Below are 19,740 nucleotides of genomic sequence, written 5' to 3'. Positions count from 1 at the left end.
TGGTAACCGGGAACAAGTCACTGGATCCCAGCTTTCGCTGGGATGACGAGCAAACCGTCTCGCGTGTCCCGGCGCATCGCCCAAAAAAAGCCCCGGCGATTGCCGGGGCAAAGATCGGGCGACACCGGGTATTGCTCAGAACTCCTGGCTGAAGCGGAGACCCACCGTGCGCGGCTGGTTCATCACCGTGTAAACCTGCCCGTCGGGATACTGCGGCACCACGTCGTGGGCGGCGCAGGTCGCGGCGGCGCATTCGGTATAGCGGAACAGCTGTCCGCGCTTGTCGAAGGCGTTGGTCACATACAGGTCCAGCGACATGCCGTGGTACTTCGCGCCAAAGGAGAAATCCGCCGTGGTGTAGGCCGGCATGTTGCCCACCAGGTCGTTGGCGAATACGCGAAGGTCGGAGGTGCGCTCGCCCACGTGCACCACCGCCACCTGCCCGAACACTTCGTAGTCGCCGATGTTGGTGGTGTAGCGCGCATTGAGGTTGTACTTGAGCTTGGGCGTCACCGGCAGGCGCGTGCCCTTGGGTGCGAGCGGACCGGTCACCGCGGTGCCGGTGATCGGGTTGATCGAGCCGGCCGGGCAATTGGTGATCGGGTTGCCGCTGGTGTCGGTGAAGCCGCAGTAGTCCTGCGTCAGCTTGGCGTTGTAATAGGCCATGCCCGCGCCGATCTGCAGGTTGTACGTGGCCGCCCAGTTCACGTCCTGCTCGATGCCGTCGATGCGCGCCTGTCCCGCATTGCGTATCTCGGTGAGGCCGTTGGCGCCGAGAATGCTGAACTGGAAATCCTTCCAGTTCTCGCGGAACACCGCGCCGTTGTACGACAGCCGATGATCGAACCAGGTGGTTTTCCACCCGAGTTCGTAGTTGGTGAGGAAGTCCGACTTGTATGGCGGCAGCGAGCCGCGGCGATTGATGCCCCCGGGCCGGAAACCTTGCGACCAGGTGCCGTAGATCATCTGGTCCGGCGTGATCTGCCAGGTCAGGTTGGCCTTGCCCAGCGAATCGGTTTCCTTGGTGCCCTTGTCGAAATCCATGCACGGCGCGCCGTGGAACGGATTGGACGAGGTGCAACCCGCCACGCCATAGGTCGAGGTGGGCGCAAAGCCGGCGCTGAAGCCGTAGAAGCCCTTCAGGCTGTTGTTGGTGTGAAACCAGCGGCCGCCGACGGTGCCGATGAGCGTTTCGGGAATGAAGTCGTACGACAGCTCGCCGAACAAGGCCTCGTCCCGGTCCACGCGTTCCTGCTCGGTGAGCCACAGCGTGTTCGGCCAGCCCGGCACGGACAGGTCGTTGCCCAGGCCGTTGATCAGGTAATCCTGCTGGATCTCGTGCACCTGCCGCTGGAAGAACACGCCGGCCACCACGCGCAGGCGGTCGTCCGCCGGCGAGGCGATGCGCAGCTCGTGGCTTTGCTTGGTGTAGTGGTTGTGCGCCTGGATGTACTGCGAGGGGTTGATCAGGTTGCCGGCGTTGTCGTGGATGTAGGCGCCGTAGTGCGCGATGGTGTCGTACCAGAACGAGTAGTCGCTGTAGTCGTTGTCTTCTTCCTGGTTGCGCGTGAGGTGCGAGTAGGCATAGGTCAGGTCGAAGTTGCCGATCTTGCCTTCGACGGTGAGCGCGGCCTGGATCCACCGATCGTCGGCGTAGTCCGGATAGAAGTGCGTCAACGCCAGCGAGCCCACCTGCGGATCGCTGGCGAATGCGCCATTGGTGATCGTGTGCTGCCCCATGATGGTGGGGCTGATCGACCAGTCGTCGTTGAGGTTGAACTTCAGCGCGGCGCGGCCGCCCTGCGTGTCGACGTCGTTGTAGTGCTTCTTGGCCTGGCCGGTGCAGATCAGGTTCGGCGGATTGGAGCAGCCCGCCGCATTGCTCACGGTGATGCCGGAACTCGGAAAGGTGCGCGAACCCACCTGGTTGTTGATATAGCCTGCGTCGTGCTCGTCCCAGCCCACCAGCCGGATCGCCGCGCTCGGCGACATGGGGATGTTGACCATGCCCTCGGCGGTGTAGCCGACGCCGCCATGACTGACAGTGTCCACGCCCACGCTGTAGCTGGCCGCGAAACCGCTGGGGTCGGGCTTGTTGGTGATGATGCGTATCGCGCCGGCTTCCGCGCTGGCGCCGTACAGCGTGCCCTGCGGGCCGGAGAGCGACTCCACGCGTGCGATGTCGTACATGTGGATGTCGAGCGGCCCCTGGATGGTGGTGACCGGCTGCTCATCCAGGTACACGCCCACGCTCGGTTGCGAACCGGAGTGGTTGCCGTCGCCGCCGCTGGCCACGCCGCGCATGTAGATCAAGGCGAAGCCCGGCCCATACGTTTGATACGACACGCTGGGCAGGTACTTCACATAGTCGTTGAAGTTCTGGACGTGCAGCTCCTGCAGCTTGTCGGTGTCCAGCACCTGCAGGCTGATCGGCACCTTCTGCAGGTTCTCCTCGCGCTTCTGCGCCGTCACCGTCACGGCGTCCAGCGTCTTGGTCTTGGCCGGCGCGGATGGCGGATTGGCCGCCGGGCCTTGCGTTGCTTGTTGCGCGGCGTCCTGCGCGGCGGCAGGGGCCGCCATGGCAAGGCAGATGGCCGCCGCGAGCGGCAGCCGGGACAACGTGATGTGCCGCGTATGTGTCGGCCCCCTCGGCCTGACCTTGTGCATCGACTTCCCTCCCCAGGTGTTATCGACGACGCATGGATGACTGCTACGTCGCCTCCCATGCCGGCGCCTCGGGATAGCTCCCCAGCACCGGCCCCAATGCGTGTTCCAGCGGTGCCAGCCATGGCGCGTAGTGCCGCCAGTGATCCACGCCTTCGCGGTAGATCGGCTGGCGTACCTGTTCCGAACTTGCGGTGCGTACCGGCCTGTCGTTCTGGAAGAAGCGCAGGCACGACTTCTCAAACGGCAGGCCGCAGTAGTCGAGCAGGCGACGGATCTCCCCTTCCGTGTCCTCGACCATGCGCTCGTAGACGACGCGATGAATGCGGCCCGGCAGCACCGCGTCGAAGTGCGACATCAGCGAGACGTAGTCGCGGTAGTAGCGCCCGATGTCCTCCAGGCTGTAGCTGAAGCTCTGGCCGCGCGCGAAATGCTGCTTGAACCCCGAGAAACAGCAGGCGAGGGGATGCCGGCGCGCGTCGATGATCCGGGCGTTGGGCAGGATCAGATGGATCAGGCCGATGTGCATGAAGTTGTTCGGCATCTTGTCGATGAACAGCGGTGCCGAGGTCTTGCGCTGGATGCGGGTGTGGGCGAGGTAGCGCTCGCCGAGTTCGCGCAGCGCCTTCGCATCCAGCGTGGCGAGCACGTCGTGATACGGCGCGTCGCTGTCGGCGTCGCCCTTTTCGCGCAGCAGGCGCGTGATCGTGGTGATCTCCGGCAGCTCCATCGTGCCTTCCACCTGGCTGTGGCTGGACAGGATCTGCTCGATCAGGGTGGAGCCGGCGCGCGGCAATCCGACGATGAAGATGGGGTCGCGCGCCTCGCTGCCCTGTCCTGCGCGGGCCTCGAAGAACGCGCGCGAATAGCGCTGGCGGATGTAGCGCACGCGCGCGCTGGTGTCGTCCGCGCTGTAGCGAAGCTGGCGCTGGCGCAGCGCGTTGCCCTGGGCGTAGTGCTGGAACGACGGCTCGTACTCGCCGGCATCCTCCAGCGCCTTGCCGATGGCGAAGGCCAGGTGCAGGCGGTCGTCGTCGCTGAGATTGGCCCGGGCGAACTGCTGGCGCATGGTCGCGAGATCGTCGCCATCGAAGCGGAACGTCTTGAGGTTGGCCAGGCTCCACCAGATCTCGCCGCACGAGGGCTCCAAGGCCAGCGCGCGGCGGTAAGCCTCGATGGCGCGATCGGTGTGGCCCGCGGTTTTCAGCGCGTGGCCGTAACTCATCCACACGCGCGGATGGCGCGCGTCGCGGGCCAGCAGGTTCGCGTAGATGCGGATGGCCGGCTCGTAATCGCCGATGCGGCACAACACCGCCGCCTTGAGGTTGAGATAGCCGCTGTGTTCGGGTTCCGTCGCCAGCAGACGCTCGAGCTCGGCCAGCGCCTGTTCCGGCCGGTTGCTGCGATGGAGCAGCAGCGCATGATTGAAGCGCGCCGCATCGAAACCCGGCGCCAGCGACAGGCAGCGTTCGAGCAGCCGGCGGGCCTCGTCATGACGGCCAAACCGCGCCGCCACTTCGGCCGACATGCGCAGCGCGGCGACATCGGTGGGCGCTTGTTTGAGATGTTCGTGCAACAGCGCCTCGGCCTCTGGCAATCGGTTGCCGGCCAGCGCGGAAGCGGCGGCGAGCAGGCGCGGATCGCGCGTGGCGTGATGCACGTGCCGCCCATAGGCCTTGGCGGCGCCCGTGTGATCGCCGACGGCGGCCAGGCCATCGCCCAGGGCACGCCACACCTGCGGCAGGTCCGCCTTCAGCGCAGCGGCCTTGTGCAACGCATCGACCGCCTCCTGATGGCGGCCGGCCTTGCCCAGCGCCACGCCCAGGTCGCGATGGACCAGCGCCCACGCAGGCTGTGCCTTGGTCAGCGGCAGCAGGATGTCCAGCGCCGCCTGCGTGTCGCCTTGCGCGGCATGCGCCGCCGCCAGCAGTTGCAAGGCCGCGGGGTGATCGGGAACGGCCTTCAGGATTTCCGTGGCCTGCTCGGCGGCCAGTGCGGGCTGGCGCTCCAGCAGGTGGGCCGTGTGTTGCAGTGCCTGTTGCAGGGTGCCGGTGGCTTCGTCGGCGGCCCTCATGCCTGGCGCACTCGCGGCGGCTTGGCGTGGAACATCGGGCAAACAGGCGCAGGCACGGCGTGGGGCATGGGCAACAGCGACTCCTCAAGCAGTACGAAGGTCTTTCGCGGACGCAAACTGCCGCGCCCTGGATGACGCTACCGGGTGATCAGTCGACGAGGGCTCAGGACGCATCCTTCATGGGTGTCGCTGGCATCCCGCCCGCAAAGCGCGCAACCCTCCGTGGGGTGCTCGCCAACCCCGCAAGACATGAAAGAAGCCTCTCCGCCTTTCGTTGTTCTGATGTGGCGGGATTCACCCTACGCGCTGGCATGGCGGGTGGGTATCGGAAAATGTCAGGGGAAGGGCGTATGTGCGCCAAGCAGCGACGGCGGTCACGCTTGCGCGTTAACAGGGCCTGACATGGACCTTTCGTCAGGGCTTGCCGCAAGGAACGCGCAAGCTATGCCTTCTGGCACTGTGTCCAAAGTCATGGCAGCGCCTAGCGTGGGGGTTTGTCTGTCTTAAGGGGAGCCCCCTCGCATGCGTCGTCTCGTTCGCCCACTCGTACTCACCGCACTGGCTGCCTGCTGCGGCGCCGCCCTCGCCGCGCCCGCCGCGGATGACCAGCCGCATGGCCGCCTGCCCGGTTGGGCGCAGCCGGAGTCCTACCAGCTGGACTTCAAGGTCGATCCGCGCCAGCAGGATTTCTCCGGCACCACCGTCATCAAGGTGAAGCTGACGCAGGCTTCGGATCATCTGTGGCTGCACGGCCGCGAGCTGAAGGTCGGCAAGGTCACCGTCACCGATGCGGCCGGCAAGGCGCACGCGGCCAAGTACGTGGAAGTGGCGCCGCAGGAAGGCGTGGTGCGCATCGACTTCGGCGCCACCTTGAAGCCGCAGGAACTCACGCTGGCCTTCGATTACACCGCGCCGCTCAACCAGCAGCTGCAGGGCCTGTACAAGGTCAGCCACGAAGGCCAGCCGTATGCGATGACGCAGATGGAACCCATCAGCGCGCGCTTCGCCTTTCCCGGTTTCGACGAGCCCGGCTTCAAGACCCCGTTCGACATCCGCCTGACCATTCCCGACGACGAAGTGGGCGTGGCCAACACCCGCCAGGTGAAGGGAGAGCCCGCCGGCAAGGGCTGGAAAAAGCTGACCTTCTCCACCACCAAGCCGCTGCCGACCTATCTGGTCGCCTTCGGCGTGGGCCCGTGGGACGTGGTGAAGGGCCCCGACATTTCGCCCACCGCCTACCGCGCCGACACGCTGGAACTGCGCGGCATCGCCGCCAAGGGCGAAGGCCATCGCATGCAGCATGTGCTAGGCGAAACGCCGAGCATCGTCCACACGCTGGAGGACTACTACGGCTTCGGCTATCCGTGGGACAAGCTCGATCTGCTAGCCGCGCCGGACTTCTCCGCCGGCGCCATGGAAAACCCGGGCCTGGTCACCTTCCGCGACTGGCTGCTGCTGATCGATCCCGATTCCTCGGCCAGCTATGTGCGCGGCTCGTTCAACGTCACCGCGCATGAGCTCGCGCACCAGTGGACCGGCGACACCGTGACGCTCGCCTGGTGGGACGACCTGTGGCTCAACGAAGCCTTCGCCACCTGGATGCAGCAGAAGGTGACGCAGAAGGTGCATCCGGAATACCGCGCCGACCTGGACCGCGTGCGCGGCGCGCAAGGCGCGATGAACGGCGACAGCCTGGTCACCACGCGCAAGATTCGCCAGCCGATCACCGGCAACGGCGACATCGAAACCGCGTTCGACGGCATCACCTATCAGAAGGGCGCGGCGGTGCTGGGCATGTTCGAAGGCTACGTGGGCGAGGCCACGTTCCAGAAGGGCATGCGCGCCTACATCCAGGATCACAAGTTCGGCAACGCCACCGCCGACGACCTGATCGACGCCATCGCCAAGGCCGCCGACAAGGGCGACGACTTCAAGCAGGCGTTCAAGAGCTTCCTCAACCAGCCCGGCGTGCCCTACGTGCAGACCGAGCTGGCGCAGGAAGGCGGCAAGACCGTGCTCAAGCTCAGCCAGAGCCGCTACCTGCCGGTGGGCAGCAAGGGCGACACGCACCAGGTGTGGGGCGTGCCGATGTGCGTGCGCTACGGCACCGCCCACGGCAGCAAGGTGAGCTGCGAACTGCTCGACCAGGCCACCGGCTCCATGGTGCTCACGGACGCGAGCAAGGGCACGTGGGTGCTGCCCAACGCCAACGGCAGCGGCTACTACCGCTTCGCCATGGCGAAGAACGACCTGGCCAACCTCGGCAAGCAGATCGGCAAGCTCGACGACGCCGAACAGCTCGCCTATGCCGACGCGGTCTACGCCAGCTTCAAGCACGGTGACATCGATGCGGGCGACGTGCTCGCCGCGCTTAAGCCGCTGACGGCGTCCAAGACGCGCGAAGTCGCCATTGCGCCGCTCACCAGCTTCAACTGGATCTACCGCAACCTGGCGCAGACCGACGCCCAGCGCGCCAAGCTCGCCGCGTGGGCCAAGGCTGCCTACCTGCCGCGCATGACCCAGCTCGGCTATCACCGCAAGGCGAACGAGCCGGACAGCGACTCCTTGCTGCGCAACACCCTCGCCGACGAACTCGCGCTGGTGGTCAAGCTGCCGGAAGTTCGCGCCGAATTGCTCAAGCAGGGCGACGCCGCACTCAAGCGCAAGGCCGACGGCCGCCTGGACCTTGCCGCCGCCGACCCCGACCTGATCGGCAGCGCGCTCGCCGTGGCCGTGCAGGAGCGCGGCAAGCCCGCGGTGGACGCCCTCATCGCCGAACTGCCGCAGACCAGCGACCCGGCGCTGCGCAACGGCATGCTCGATGGCCTGAGCGAAGCGACCGATCCGGCGCTGGCGAACCAAGTGCGCAACTTCGCCCTCGACAAGAAGGTAAAGGTCGGCGAGATGGGCATGCTGCTGCGCGGCGGCCGCGACACCCGCAGCGAACGCGACGCCTCCTGGCAGTGGGCCACCACCAACTACGACAAGATCGTGGAGCGCACCGGCAGCTTCGCCGGCGGCAAACTGCCCGACCTCGTCGGCGGCGGTGGCTGCTCGCAGGAAGAGGCCGACCGCCTGCAAGCCTTCTTCAAGGACCGCGCCAAGCAAGTCAGCGGCGCCGAACGCGGCCTCGCGCAAACCAGCGAAGCCACCGTGCTCTGCCACGCACTGGTGCAGAAGCAGGACGCCGCATCCATCCTGCGCTGAGTTGAGGGCTCCTCCAAGGCAGTGGAACCCATGGCCGGGCGACGCAAGTCGCCCGGTTTTTTATGGGCCAAACCTCAACGGATCATGCCTCCTCCGCCACCTTCAACACCAGCTTGCCCGTATGGCTGCCGTCGAACAGGCGGTTGAGTACGAGTGGGGCGTTTTCCAGGCCATGGGCTACGGTTTCGCCGGCCTTGATCTTGCCGCTGACGACCCAGCTGACAAGGTCGTGCACGGCGCGGGGCTGGTCCTTGTAGTCGAAGGCGAGGAAGCCGCGCACGGTGAGGCGTTTGATGATGATGACGCTGTAGTCGTCGCTGGCCTTGCTGCCGCCTGCGTAGTTGGCGATGAGGCCGCACAGCGCGACGCGGCCGCCGTTGACCATGCGTGACAGCACCGCGCGCATCACGGGACCGCCGACGTTTTCGAAGTTGACGTGCACGCCGTCCGGCGTAGCTGCGGCGAGTTTCTGCTTGAAGTCGTCGGCCTTGTAGTCGACGGCGGCATCGAAGCCGAGGTCGTCGACAAGGTGGCGGCATTTCTCGGCGCCGCCCGCGATGCCCACCACGCGCGCGCCGCGCAGTTTGCCGATCTGCCCGGCGATGGAGCCCACCGAGCCGGCGGCAGCGGAGACGACCAGGGTTTCGCCGGCTTCGACGGGTGCGATGTCGGTGAGGCCGTAGTACGCGGTGATGCCGCTGAAACCGCAGGCACCCAGCAGCGTGGGTAGCTCCACGGGCGGCTTGGGCGGCAGCTTCACCCAGTAGCCCATCTTGGTCTCGTCGATCAGCGCGTAATCCTGCCAGCCGGCCAGGCCCTGCACGAGGTCGCCTGCTTCATAGTGCTTCGACCTGGATGCCACCACGCGGCCAATGCCCAGGCCGCGCATGACTTCGCCGATGGCGACGGGCGGCATGTACTGCGGGATGTCGCTCATCCACACGCGGTTGGTGGGGTCCATGGAGAGGTACAGCACGCGCACCAGCGCCTGTCCGTCGGCGAGTTCGGCCACGGGCGTTTCGCGCAGATCGAAGTTGTCCAGGCTGACCAGCCCCTCGGGGCGCGTCTTCAACAGCAGTTGGCGATTCATCAGGCTCATGGTGGTCTCCGGGTCAGACGGCGCGTGCGCCGCCATCGATGACGAGTTCCGCCGCAGTGACGTAGCGGCTTTCATCGGAAGCAAGATAGAGCACCGCGTAGGCGACGTCGTCCGGCTCGCCAAGGCGGTGCATGGGAATGCCGCGCGTGAGTTTCTTTGTCGCCTCTTCCTCGCCTAGCTTGTCGAAGAACGGCTTGACGATGCCGGTGCGGGTAAAGGCAGGATGGATGGAGTTGCAACGCACGTCGATGCGCTGGCGCGTGCAATCCATCGCCACCGATTTGGTCAGCGCGGCCACGGCGGCCTTGGACGTGTTGTAGGCGGTGTAGTCCGGATCGATCTTGAACGCGGCCAGCGAGGAGATGTTCACGATGGAAGCGGGCTGCGCGTCGCGCAGATAGGGCAGGGCATGCTTGCAGCCCAGCATCACGCTATCCACGTTCACCGCCATCACGCGGTGCCATTCCTTCAGCTCGATGCGTTCCACGCCACCCAGCGAGCCGATGCCGGCGTTGTTGACCAGTACGGACAGGCCGCCCATGGCGTTCGCGGCCTCAGCCAGCGTGTGTTGCCACGCCGCTTCATTGGCTACGTTCTGCACCGCGGACCACGCCACGGTTGCGCCGTGCTCGCGGTTGATCTGCGCGGCCGTCGCGGCGGCGCCATCGCCGTCGATATCGGTGAGATACACCTTGGCTCCATGGCGCGCGAGCATGCGTGCCGATGCCGCGCCGAGCCCGCCGGCGGCGCCGGTGACCAGGGCGCGCTTGCCGGCGGCGCGCGGGGGAAGCGTTGACGTCATGCGTTGTTCTCCGCGATCAGACACTGAGGTAGCCGCCATCGACGTTGAGCACCGCGCCGGTGGTGTAGGAGGCGGCATCGGAGGCCAGGTAGAGCGCCGCCCCCGCCATCTCCGACGGCTGCGCCACACGGCGCATCGGCACGTGCGCCAGCGCCTGCTTGAGAATGGCCGGCGTATTCACCAGCACCGAGGCAAACTTGGTATCGGTCAGGCCGGGCAGCAGCGCGTTGCAGCGCACGCCCTGTTCGGCGCATTCGACCGCGAAGGCCTTGGTCATGGAGATCACGGCGGCCTTGGTGATCGAGTAGATGCCTTGCTGGAAACCCGGCACCACGCCGTTCACCGAGGCCACGTTGACGATGGAGCCGCCGCCGTTCTTCGCCATCAGGCGGGCGCCGTGCGTGGACATGTAGAAGTAGCCGCGGATGTTCACGTCCACCGTTTTCTGGAACACCGAAGGTTCGGTGTCGGTGATGTGGCCGAAGTAGGGGTTGGTGGCGGCATTGTTGATCAGGATATCGAGACGGCCATGCTTGCCTTCGACCTGTGCATAAAGCGATGCAATCTGCTCCATCTCGCCGATATGGCAGGCCATGGCTTCGGCGGAGCCGCCGTCGGCCACGATGCCATCCACCACGGCCTGGCAATCGGCCTGCTTGCGGCTGGAGACGATGACATGCGCGCCATGCGCGGCGAGTAGCCTGGCGATCTCGGCGCCGATGCCACGGCTGGCGCCGGTGACGATGGCGATTTTGCCGGTGAGGTCGAAAGTATCGGGAGTTGTCATGGGTAACCAGATCCGGGTAGGGGTTGGTATTCCTCACCGTCATTCCCGCGAAAGCGGGAATCCAGTGACTTTTTTGAATCTAGCGACAGCCCTGAGCTGTGACAAAGACACTGGATTCCCGCTTTCGCGGGAATGACGGTGGTTGGACGGTGAGGTAAGCCGTATCACCGCAGCGTCACCAGCGATTCGCCACGCATACGTTCCAGGTGCGGCCACGCGTTGTAGGTCACCAGGCTTGGACCGCGCGAGCCTAGCCGTATCCGCGTCACGCCGGTGTTCACGAGCGACCAGCTGAGTTCGAACGCGCGGGAGGGATGGGCTTGCAGCAACGCGCTGGCGATGACGGCGATGGGGCCGCCTGAGGTAAAGGCCCAGATGGTGTTCGCCTTGCTTTCGCTGAGTTGTTGGAGGGCATCCAGCACGCCATGGCGAAAGTCGGCCCAGCTACGGGTGTAGTCCGCATCGTGCGCGCCGCCGGACCAGCGATCGAGTGCATCGACAAACAATTGCTGGAAGGCGCGAAAGGGATCGGCTTGCTGTTTCATCGCCGCAAGCAGCGCGCCGGGCGCGGCGAGTTCGGGCCGCAGCCGTGCCAGCAGTTCGACGTGATCCACTTCATCGAGGCCGGGCATGACGGTGGGTTGCATATCCACGCCGGCTGCACGCAGACAGGGCATGGCCGTGTCGCGATGGCGTACGCGCGGGCCCATGGCGACGAGGTCGGGCTGGCCGCCGCATTCGGCGAGCCACTGGCCGAGCAACGCGGATTGCCGTTCACCGATCGGCGACAGTTGGTCGTAGTCGTCGGCGTGGAAGCTCGCCTGTCCGTGCCGTATCAGCAGCAGTTCGCGCACGGGTCAGTCCTTCGCGGCCATCAGGCGGCGGCAGCGGATGCCCATATACTTCGCCGCGTCGCCGAAGCCGGCGAACTGCGGGTTGGTGGTCTGGCCCAAGGCGCAGCGGCGGTAGATCTGCTGGATGATCACCATCAGGCGGAACAGGCCGAAGACTTCGTAGAAGCGCCAGCCCGAGACATCCATGCCGGTGCGTTCGCCGTAGTAGGCGACGACTTCGCGGCGCGTGAGCATGCCGGCTTCGTGCGTGGGCTGGCGGCGGAACGACTGGAACACCGGATCGTCATCGGCCTGCATCCAGTAGGCGAGCGAACTGCCCAGGTCCATCAATGGATCGCCGATGGTGGCCAGCTCCCAGTCGAGCACGCCGACGATGTCGAGCGGGTTGTCCGCGGCGAGCACGACGTTGTCGAAGCGGAAGTCGTTGTGGATGACGCAGCGTGCGTTGTCGCGTGCCGGTTGTTGCGCGTCGAGCCAGGCGATCACATCTTCGCAGGGGTCGGAGCCTTCGGTGGCCGATTGACGCCAGCGCTCGCTCCAGCCAGCAAGCTGCCGCGCGATATAGCCCTCGCCTTTGCTTAAGTTTTCCAGAGCGGGCTGCGTGGCGTCGACCTGGTGCAGTTCGATCAGGCGGTCGACGAAAGCCAGGCACAGCGTGCGCACGCCTTCGCGATCCAGGCCGAGTTCGGGCGGAAGGTCGCGGCGCAGGATGGTGCCGCGCAATCGCTCCATCACGTAGAAATCCTGGCCGATCACGCTTTCGTCGTCGCAGCGCGCGAGGATGGCCGGCACATACGGGTAGCTGGCCTTGAGCGCATCCATGACGCGCGCTTCGCGCATCATGTCGTGGGCGGATTTCGCCTTCGCGCCACGCGGCGGACGACGCAGCACCAGTTCGCGGTTGGCATAGTGCAGCAGGTAGGTAAGGTTGGATGCGCCGCCGGGAAACTGCCTGACCGTGGGCGTACCTTCCAATCCCGCGATGTGCTGTTTGAGGAAGGCATCGACGCGCGCGACGTCGAAGGCGTCTTCCTCGCGCACCGCGCGGGGCTGGTCTGGAATGGCGGTCATGCGCGGTGCTCCTTGGCAAGCTGGGCCTTGGCTTCGAGCTTGGCGACGACGGCGCGATGCACTTCGTCCGGGCCGTCGGCCAGTCGCAGCACGCGGGCATAGGCATAGAGCTGCGCCAGTGGGAAATCGTCGGTCAGTCCCGCGCCGCCGTGGATCTGGATGGCCGCGTCGGCGGCCTGCTGCGCGACGGCGGGCACCACTACCTTGATCTGCGAAATCAGGCTGAGCGCCGCCTTGGGGCCGTGCTGGTCCAGCGTCCACGCGGTCTTCAGCGTGAGCAGTCGCGCCTGTTCGATCGCCATGCGCAGGTTGGCGACGATGTCGGCGTTGCCGCCGAGCCGGAACAGCGGTTGCCCGAAGGCCACGCGCGATTGCGCACGCTCGCACAGCAGGGACAGCGCGCGCTCCGCAGCACCCAGTGCGCGCATGCAGTGATGCACGCGGCCTGGACCCAGCCGTCCCTGCGCGATCTCGAAACCTCGCCCGGGGCCCAGGATCACGTTGGACGCCGGCAGCCGCACGTTGGCGAAGTGCAGTTCGCCATGGCCCGAGGGTTCATCGTAGGCATGGAACACCGGCAGCATGCGCTCGATGTGCACGCCGGGCGCATCGAGCGGGCAGATCACCATGCTGTGGCGCTGGTGCGGCTCGGCATGCGCGTCGCTCAGGCCCATGAAGATCACGAAACGGCAATGCGGATGGCCCAGGCCAGTCGTCCACCACTTGCGGCCGTTGAGCACGATCTCGTCGCCCTCCAGCGTGGCGGTCGCGCGCATGTTGGTGGCATCGGAGGAGGCGACGTCAGGCTCCGTCATCGCAAAGCCCGAGCGAATCTCGCCGCGCAGCAACGGCGCCAGCCATTGCTCGCGCTGCGGCGCGGAGCCGTAGCGGTGCAGCACTTCCATGTTGCCGGTGTCCGGCGCGCTGCAGTTGAACACCTCGGGCGCGATGAACGAATGGCCCATGATCTCGGCCAGCGGCGCGTATTCCACATTGCTCAAGCCGGGGCCGCCTTCCAGGTCGGGCAGGAACAGGTTCCACAGGCCGGCGTCGCGCGCGCGCGTCTTCAGTTGCTCCATCACCGCCGGCTGGCGCCATTGGCGGTGGTCGGCGCCGCCGGCCAGTTGCGAGGCGTAGACCGGTTCGGCGGGAAGCACTTCCTCGCGCATGAAACGCCCGAGGCGTTCGGCAAGGGCGCGGGTGCGCTCGGAGGGGGCGAAATCCATCGTGGGTCTCCTCAACTTCCGTGCAGCGTACGCCTCCGGCATCCGATAATTGAAATGAATATGCTTTATGGGCTGGCATTAGCCTGGTGAATGGGTGGAACCATGGAACGCGACAGCCGCATCGACCTCAACCTGTTTCGCGTGCTGGACGCGATCTACACGCACGGCGGCGTGAGCGCGGCGGCGCGCGTGCTGCACCTGACCCAGCCGGCGGTGACGCACGCCTTGCGCCGCCTGCGCGATCATCTGGGCGATCCGCTGTTCGTGCGGCAGGGCAATCGCCTGCTGCCCACGGACAAGGTGCGCGCGATGATGCCGTCGGTGCAGGCGCACCTGAAGGGCCTGCTGGCGAGCACGCACGCGCAGCCCCGGTTTGACCCGTCGCGGTTGCAGATGGCCTTCGTCATCGGCTTTCGCGACATCCTCGAGTCGATTGCGCTGCCGCGGTTGATGGCGAGCATTGGGCGGGAGGCGCCGGGCGTGCGCGTGGTGAGCCGGCGGGTTGCCGCGGACGAGGTGGAGCGCGAACTGGGCATTGGCGCGCTGGACCTGGCAGTGGATCGCCCCTTGCGCGCGGGCGAGCGCATTTCGCATCGGCGCCTGCTGGACGAGACGCTGGTGGTGGCGATGCGGCGCGATCATCCGCTGGCGAACCAGCTGCGCCGCAGCGATTACCTGGCGGCCCAGCACGTCACGGTGTCGCCGCTGGGCGAATCGAGCGCGCTGGACACGCTGCTCGGCCAGAACGGCATGTTCCGCGAGGTGCGCATGGTGGCGCAGCACTACTTTTCGGCCTGCCAGATCGCGGCTGCCAGCGACCTGCTGCTGACGGTGCCCAAGGCGTATGCCGACCACCTCTCGACGCTGCTGCCCATCACCGTGCAGCCGTTGCCGGTGCGCATACGCGCCATTCCCATCCTGGCCTATTGGCACGATTCCAAGGACGACGACCAGGCCCATCGCTGGTTTCGTGAACGTCTCGTCAAGTCCATCACCGGCGCCATGCAACCGACGCCGCAATGACTTGCGGGTGCCACGGCGCGGGCGCACGATGCGGTGTACGGCGCGGTGCCTTCCCTGCCACCGGCGCCGACCTGACTCCAGGATGGACCTGGCGGCCTGCCGCCGGGCGGTCCCCATGACGAGGTGTGCCTGCATGTCCGAGCCGTTGCCAGCCCCCGAGGTCGTCTACGACCCGACGGATCCGATGAACCGCAAGGAGCAGATGTTCCCGCGCCTGGATCCTTCCATGGTCCGGCGCATCGCGGCCTATGGACACGAGGAACACGTACCGGCCGGCACCGTGCTGTTCGAGCGCGGCCAGCGCGGCGTGGATTTCTTCCTGGTGCTGGATGGCATCGTCGAGATCTTCGATGTCGACAAGTTCGGCCAGTCCAACGTGTTCACCATGTATTCGGCGCGGCAGTTCAGCGGCGAGATGAACATGTTCAATCGCCGCGCCGTGATGGCGTCGGCGCGCGCGGCCATGGACAGCCACGTGCTGCGCGTGCGCTCGGACGATTTCCGCCGCATGGTGGCCGCGGAAGCGGACATCAGCGAAATCATCATGCGCGCTTTCATCCTGCGGCGCGTGGGGCTGATTCGCGCGGGCTTCGGCGGCGTGGTGCTGGTCGGGCCGGGGCACAGCGCCGACACCTTGCGGCTGGAGCGCTTCCTGGTGCGCAACGGCTATCCGCATCGGCTGATCGATACGGAAACCGAACCCGACGCCGAAGGTTTCATCGAGTGCTTCCAATTGGCGCATGAGCAATTGCCGGTGGTGATCTGTCCGGAGCACTGCTTTCTGCAGAACCCCAGCACGGCGGAGCTGGCGGACCAGTTGGGCATCACCGAAAGCATCGATCCGGATTTCGTCTACGACGTGGTGGTGGCCGGCGCGGGCCCGGCGGGCCTGGCCGCTGCGGTGTACGCGGCGTCGGAAGGTCTTTCCACGCTGGTGGTGGAAGGTGTCGCGCCGGGTGGACAGGCGGGTACGTCGTCGAGGATCGAGAACTACCTCGGCTTCCCCACCGGCATTTCGGGCCAGGCATTGGCGGGGCGCGCACAGGCGCAGGCGCAGAAGTTCGGCGCGCGGCTGGCGATTTCGCGGCAGGCTTCCGGCATCGACTGCTCGGTGCAGCCGTATCGCATCTTCCTGGACGACGGCCAGAGCGTGCAGGCGCGCGCGGTGATCGTGGCGACGGGCGCGCGCTATCGCAAGTTGGATGTTCCCGGCTACGCGCAGTTCGAAGGCGCCGGCATCCACTACGCCTGCACGGCGATGGAAGGCCAGTTGTGCAAGGGCGGCGAAGTGGTGGTGGTCGGCGGTGGCAATTCGGCGGGGCAGGCGGCGGTGTTCCTGTCGCGCATCGCTTCGCATGTGCACGTGCTGGTCCGTTCCAACGGGCTGGCGGCGACCATGTCCGACTATCTCGTGCAGCGCATCCTGCGCTCCTCGTCCATCACCTTGCACACGCACAGCGAGATCGTCGGGCTGGAAGGCGACGGCCGCCTGGGCAAGGTGACGTGGCAGCGTCGCGACACCGGCGAACTGACCACGCGCGAGGTCAACAACGTCTTCGTGATGATCGGTGCGGAACCCAACACCGACTGGCTGAAGGATTGCCTGTCACTGGACGACAAGGGCTTCGTGCTCACGGGTCGCTGCGCCCAGGGCCATCTGCTCGAATCGCCGTATGCCACGACCAAGCCCGGCATCTTCGCGGTGGGCGACGTGCGGTCCGGTTCGGTCAAGCGCGTGGCATCGAGCGTGGGCGAAGGCTCGGTGGTGATCCAGGCGGTGCATCACTATCTGGCGCCGACGCCGGTTTAAGGCGCGGCGCGCGCGGCAGGGAACGCGCCCAGCCTTTACACTGTCGCTTTCTTCCAGCGGAAAACAGTGATGTCGCGTCGGTCGTTTCCTTCGTTCCCGTTCCGCCACGCGGAGCGCCGCGCGCGTGGCTGAGGTGCGTCAGGTCATTGCCGATGCCGCGCACGCGCTGGGTGATCGCCTGGAAGCGGAGCTGCTATTGGTCCATGCATTGGGCAAGCCGCGCAGCTGGCTGATCGCGCACGCGGACGACGTACTGGACGATGCGCAGGCATCGACTTTCGCCGCCCTGGTGGAACGCCGTCGCCATGGCGAACCGGTGGCGTACATCACCGGGCATCGCGGCTTCTGGACGCTGGAACTGGAAGTCACGCCCGCCACGCTGATTCCGCGCCCCGAAACCGAGCTGCTGGTGGAACTCGCGCTTGCGCGGATGACGACGCGAGCGCGCGTGGCGGACCTGGGCACGGGCAGCGGTGCCATCGCCTTGGCGATCGCACGCGAAAGCCCGGCGGCCAGCGTCGTCGCCACCGACGCGAGCGCGGATGCGCTTGCCGTGGCACAGCGCAATGCGAGCCGGCATGGCATTCGCAACGTGCGGTTTGTCCAGGGCGATTGGCTGGCACCGTTGGCAGGCGAGCGCTTCGACGTGATCGTCTCCAATCCGCCGTACATCGAGGCGAACGATCCGCATCTGGGGCAGGGCGATCTGCGCTTCGAGCCTGCGTCGGCGCTGGCGTCCGGTGCGGATGGCCTGGACGATATCCGCCGCATCGTCGCGCAGGCGCGCGATCACCTGGAGCCTGGCGGCTGGCTGCTGATGGAGCATGGCTGGAACCAGGGCGCTGCCGTGCGCGAGATACTCGCGTCGGCGGGCTATCGCGAGGTGCTCACCGTGCAGGACCTGGAGCAGCGGGATCGGGTGAGTGGTGGCGTGTGGGGTGGGTGATGTCTAGGGGCCGTGCAAGATCTCGCATGAGCGTTTCGATCCCTCACCGTCATTCCGGCGAAAGCCGGAATCCAGTGCCTTTTAGCCTTCTCGCAGAACGTAAAGTCGCTGGATTCCGGCTTTCGCCGGAATGACGGTGAGGGGAAATAGACGCACGGCAGGAAAACGCAAACAGGTGCCGCATAAACAAAAACGCCGCGCTTATGCGCGGCGTTTTTGTTTGATCAGCAGCCCCCCCCCAACACTCAAGCCGTCACCTGACTCCGCGTCCCCACATGCGGAAAGCGCGCGCGGATCGCGTTGCGGATGCTCGGCAGGTCCAGGCCGGCCATGGTGAGCACTTCCTCGCGGCTGCCGTGCTCCAGGTACACGTCGGGCAGCCCCAGGTGCAGGATCGGCTTGACGATGCCGTGCGCGGCCAGGCATTCGGCCACGCCGCTGCCCGCGCCGCCGGCGACGGCGTTGTCCTCGAGCGTGACGAAGGCATCGTGCGTGCGGGCCAGTTCGAGGATCATCGCCTCGTCCAGCGGCTTCACGAAACGCATGTTGACCAGGGTGGCGTCCATTTCGGCGGCGATTTCCGTGGCCGGGGCCAGCATGGCGCCGAAGCTCAGCAGGGCCAGGCCGTGGCCGCGGCGGCGCAGTTCGGCCTTGCCGATGGGCAGGGTTTCCAGCTCCCTCTGCAGCGGCACGCCGGGGCCGGTGCCGCGCGGGTAGCGGATGGCTGCCGGGCCCGGGTGCTCGAAGCCCGTGGTGAGCATCATGCGGCACTCGTTCTCGTCCGCCGGCGCCATGATCACCATGTTCGGCAGGCAGCGCAGGTAGGTGAGGTCGAAGCTGCCCGAATGCGTCGCGCCATCCGGACCGACCACGCCGGCGCGGTCGATGGCGAAGGTCACGTCCAGGTTCTGGATCGACACGTCGTGGATGGCCTGGTCGAACGCGCGCTGCAAAAAGGTGGAATAGATCGCCACCACCGGCTTGGCGCCCTCGCAGGCCATGCCGGCGGCCAGCGTCACCGCGTGCTGTTCGGCAATCGCCACGTCGAAATAGCGCTGCGGGTATTCCTTGGAGAAGCGCACCAGCCCCGAGCCTTCGCGCATGGCCGGGGTGATGCCCAGCAGGCGCTCGTCGGCGGCGGCCTGGTCGCACAGCCAGTCGCTGAAGATGTCGGTGTAGGTCGGCTTGGACGGGCCGGACTTCTTCGTGAGGCCTGCCTGCGGATCGAACGGGCCTACCGCGTGATATTCGATCTGCGCCTGTTCGGCCGGGGCGTAGCCCTTGCCCTTGGTGGTGATGACGTGCAGCAGCTGCGGGCCAGGCAGGCCCTTCACCGTGCGCAGCGCGGCGAGCAGTTGCGGAATGTCGTGGCCGTCGATGGGACCGGTGTAGTGGAAGCCCAGTTCCTCGAACAGCGTGCTGGGCACGATCATGCCCTTGGCGTGTTCTTCCCAGCGCTTGAAGAAGCGGCCGAAGAACGACTGACGCGGAATGGCCTTCTTCGCGCGCTCGCGCAGCGCATTCAGACGGCGGCTGGACATGGCGCGCGCGGCCATCTTGGTCAGCGCGCCGACGTTCTCGCTGATGGACATGCCGTTGTCGTTGAACACGACCAGCATGTCCGGCTCCACGTCGCCGCCGTGGTTGAGCGCCTCGAAGGCCATGCCGGCGGTCATCGCGCCGTCGCCGATCACGGCGACGACCTTGCGATGGTCGCCCTTGCGCTGCGCGGCAATGGCCATGCCCAGCGCGGCCGAGATCGAGGTGGACGAATGGCCCACGCCGAAGGTGTCGTACTCGCTTTCCTCGCGGCGCGGGAACGGCGCCAGGCCATCCTTCTTCTTGATCGTGGTGATGCGGTCGCGGCGGCCGGTGAGAATCTTGTGCGGATAGCACTGGTGTCCCACGTCCCACACCAGGCGATCGGCCGGCGTGTCGAAGACGTGGTGCAGGGCGACCGTCAGTTCCACCACACCCAGGCCGGCGCCGAAATGGCCGCCGGAGCTGGCGACGGACTCGATCAGGTATTGGCGCAGCTCATCGGCGACGGCGGGCAGTTCTTCGTCGGAGATCTTGCGCAGGTCGGCCGGCGTCTCGATGGTCGCCAGATGGGGGTAGCGGGACAGGTCGTTCATTGGCGTATTGTTGGCCCAGTGAGGGGGCGGGGCAAGGGCGGC

The 19,740-nt window shown here is 66.5% G+C and carries 13 protein-coding genes; 4 read left to right on the top strand and 9 right to left on the bottom strand.

Going from position 1 to position 19,740, the window contains the following annotated elements; all coding sequences use genetic code 11:
• Positions 1–135 precede the first annotated feature (135 nt).
• Positions 136–2,580: a TonB-dependent receptor gene (locus BDW41_RS18565; protein ID WP_199535372.1), complete on the bottom strand. Its 2,445-nt coding sequence runs from the start codon at positions 2,578–2,580 to the stop codon at positions 136–138.
• A gap of 130 nt (positions 2,581–2,710) precedes the next feature.
• Positions 2,711–4,738: a sulfotransferase gene (locus BDW41_RS18560; protein WP_074550472.1), complete on the bottom strand. Its 2,028-nt coding sequence runs from the start codon at positions 4,736–4,738 to the stop codon at positions 2,711–2,713.
• Positions 4,739–5,260: 522 nt separating this feature from the next.
• Between BDW41_RS18560 and BDW41_RS18555 the strand changes: the two genes are divergently transcribed.
• Positions 5,261–7,945 carry a M1 family metallopeptidase gene (locus BDW41_RS18555; RefSeq protein ID WP_074550474.1) on the top strand — a complete coding sequence of 895 codons (2,685 nt, stop codon included), beginning with the start codon at positions 5,261–5,263 and terminating at the stop codon, positions 7,943–7,945.
• A gap of 82 nt (positions 7,946–8,027) precedes the next feature.
• Here BDW41_RS18555 and BDW41_RS18550 read toward each other — a convergent pair whose 3' ends face one another.
• The 6 genes from BDW41_RS18550 to BDW41_RS18525 form a co-directional block, all read right to left on the bottom strand.
• The gene (locus BDW41_RS18550; protein WP_074550687.1) at positions 8,028–9,044 is read right to left on the bottom strand and encodes an NADP-dependent oxidoreductase; all 1,017 of its coding nucleotides are present in this window, start codon (positions 9,042–9,044) and stop codon (positions 8,028–8,030) included.
• 13 nt (positions 9,045–9,057) lie between these two features.
• The gene (locus BDW41_RS18545; protein ID WP_074550476.1) at positions 9,058–9,846 is read right to left on the bottom strand and encodes an SDR family oxidoreductase; all 789 of its coding nucleotides are present in this window, start codon (positions 9,844–9,846) and stop codon (positions 9,058–9,060) included.
• A 16-nt stretch (positions 9,847–9,862) separates the two neighbouring features.
• Complete coding sequence (locus BDW41_RS18540) at positions 9,863–10,633, bottom strand: SDR family oxidoreductase (RefSeq protein ID WP_074550478.1); 771 nt, start codon at positions 10,631–10,633, stop codon at positions 9,863–9,865.
• Positions 10,634–10,797: 164 nt separating this feature from the next.
• On the bottom strand, positions 10,798–11,487 hold the full coding sequence (locus BDW41_RS18535) for a histidine phosphatase family protein (RefSeq protein WP_074550480.1): 690 nt from the start codon (positions 11,485–11,487) through the stop codon (positions 10,798–10,800).
• Positions 11,488–11,490: 3 nt separating this feature from the next.
• Positions 11,491–12,558: a phosphotransferase family protein gene (locus BDW41_RS18530; protein WP_074550482.1), complete on the bottom strand. Its 1,068-nt coding sequence runs from the start codon at positions 12,556–12,558 to the stop codon at positions 11,491–11,493.
• Positions 12,555–13,784 carry an acyl-CoA dehydrogenase family protein gene (locus BDW41_RS18525; protein WP_074550484.1) on the bottom strand — a complete coding sequence of 410 codons (1,230 nt, stop codon included), beginning with the start codon at positions 13,782–13,784 and terminating at the stop codon, positions 12,555–12,557. Before BDW41_RS18525 ends, BDW41_RS18530 begins: the two co-directional genes overlap by 4 nt.
• 102 nt (positions 13,785–13,886) lie before the next feature.
• On the opposite strand from BDW41_RS18525, the gene BDW41_RS18520 reads away from it, so the two are divergent.
• The 3 genes from BDW41_RS18520 (at position 13,887) to prmC (ending at position 17,563) form a co-directional block, all read left to right on the top strand.
• Complete coding sequence (locus tag BDW41_RS18520) at positions 13,887–14,807, top strand: LysR family transcriptional regulator (protein ID WP_074550689.1); 921 nt, start codon at positions 13,887–13,889, stop codon at positions 14,805–14,807.
• A gap of 133 nt (positions 14,808–14,940) precedes the next feature.
• Positions 14,941–16,617, top strand: a complete 1,677-nt coding sequence (locus tag BDW41_RS18515) for a cyclic nucleotide-binding domain-containing thioredoxin-disulfide reductase (RefSeq protein WP_074550487.1) — start codon at positions 14,941–14,943, stop codon at positions 16,615–16,617.
• Between the two features lie 124 nt (positions 16,618–16,741).
• A complete protein-coding gene (gene prmC / locus BDW41_RS18510) occupies positions 16,742–17,563 on the top strand; it encodes a peptide chain release factor N(5)-glutamine methyltransferase (protein ID WP_074550489.1) in 822 nt (273 codons plus the stop codon).
• A gap of 245 nt (positions 17,564–17,808) precedes the next feature.
• Here the strand turns inward: prmC and dxs are convergent, their stop codons facing one another.
• Positions 17,809–19,698 (bottom strand): 1-deoxy-D-xylulose-5-phosphate synthase, encoded by a 1,890-nt coding sequence (dxs, locus tag BDW41_RS18505; RefSeq protein ID WP_074550492.1) that lies wholly within the window; start codon positions 19,696–19,698, stop codon positions 17,809–17,811.
• Positions 19,699–19,740 lie beyond the last annotated feature (42 nt).

The organism is Dyella sp. AtDHG13, assembly GCF_003201105.1.
GTDB classification, from domain to species: domain Bacteria; phylum Pseudomonadota; class Gammaproteobacteria; order Xanthomonadales; family Rhodanobacteraceae; genus Dyella; species Dyella jiangningensis_B.
This window is presented reverse-complemented; position numbering and strand designations above follow the sequence as displayed.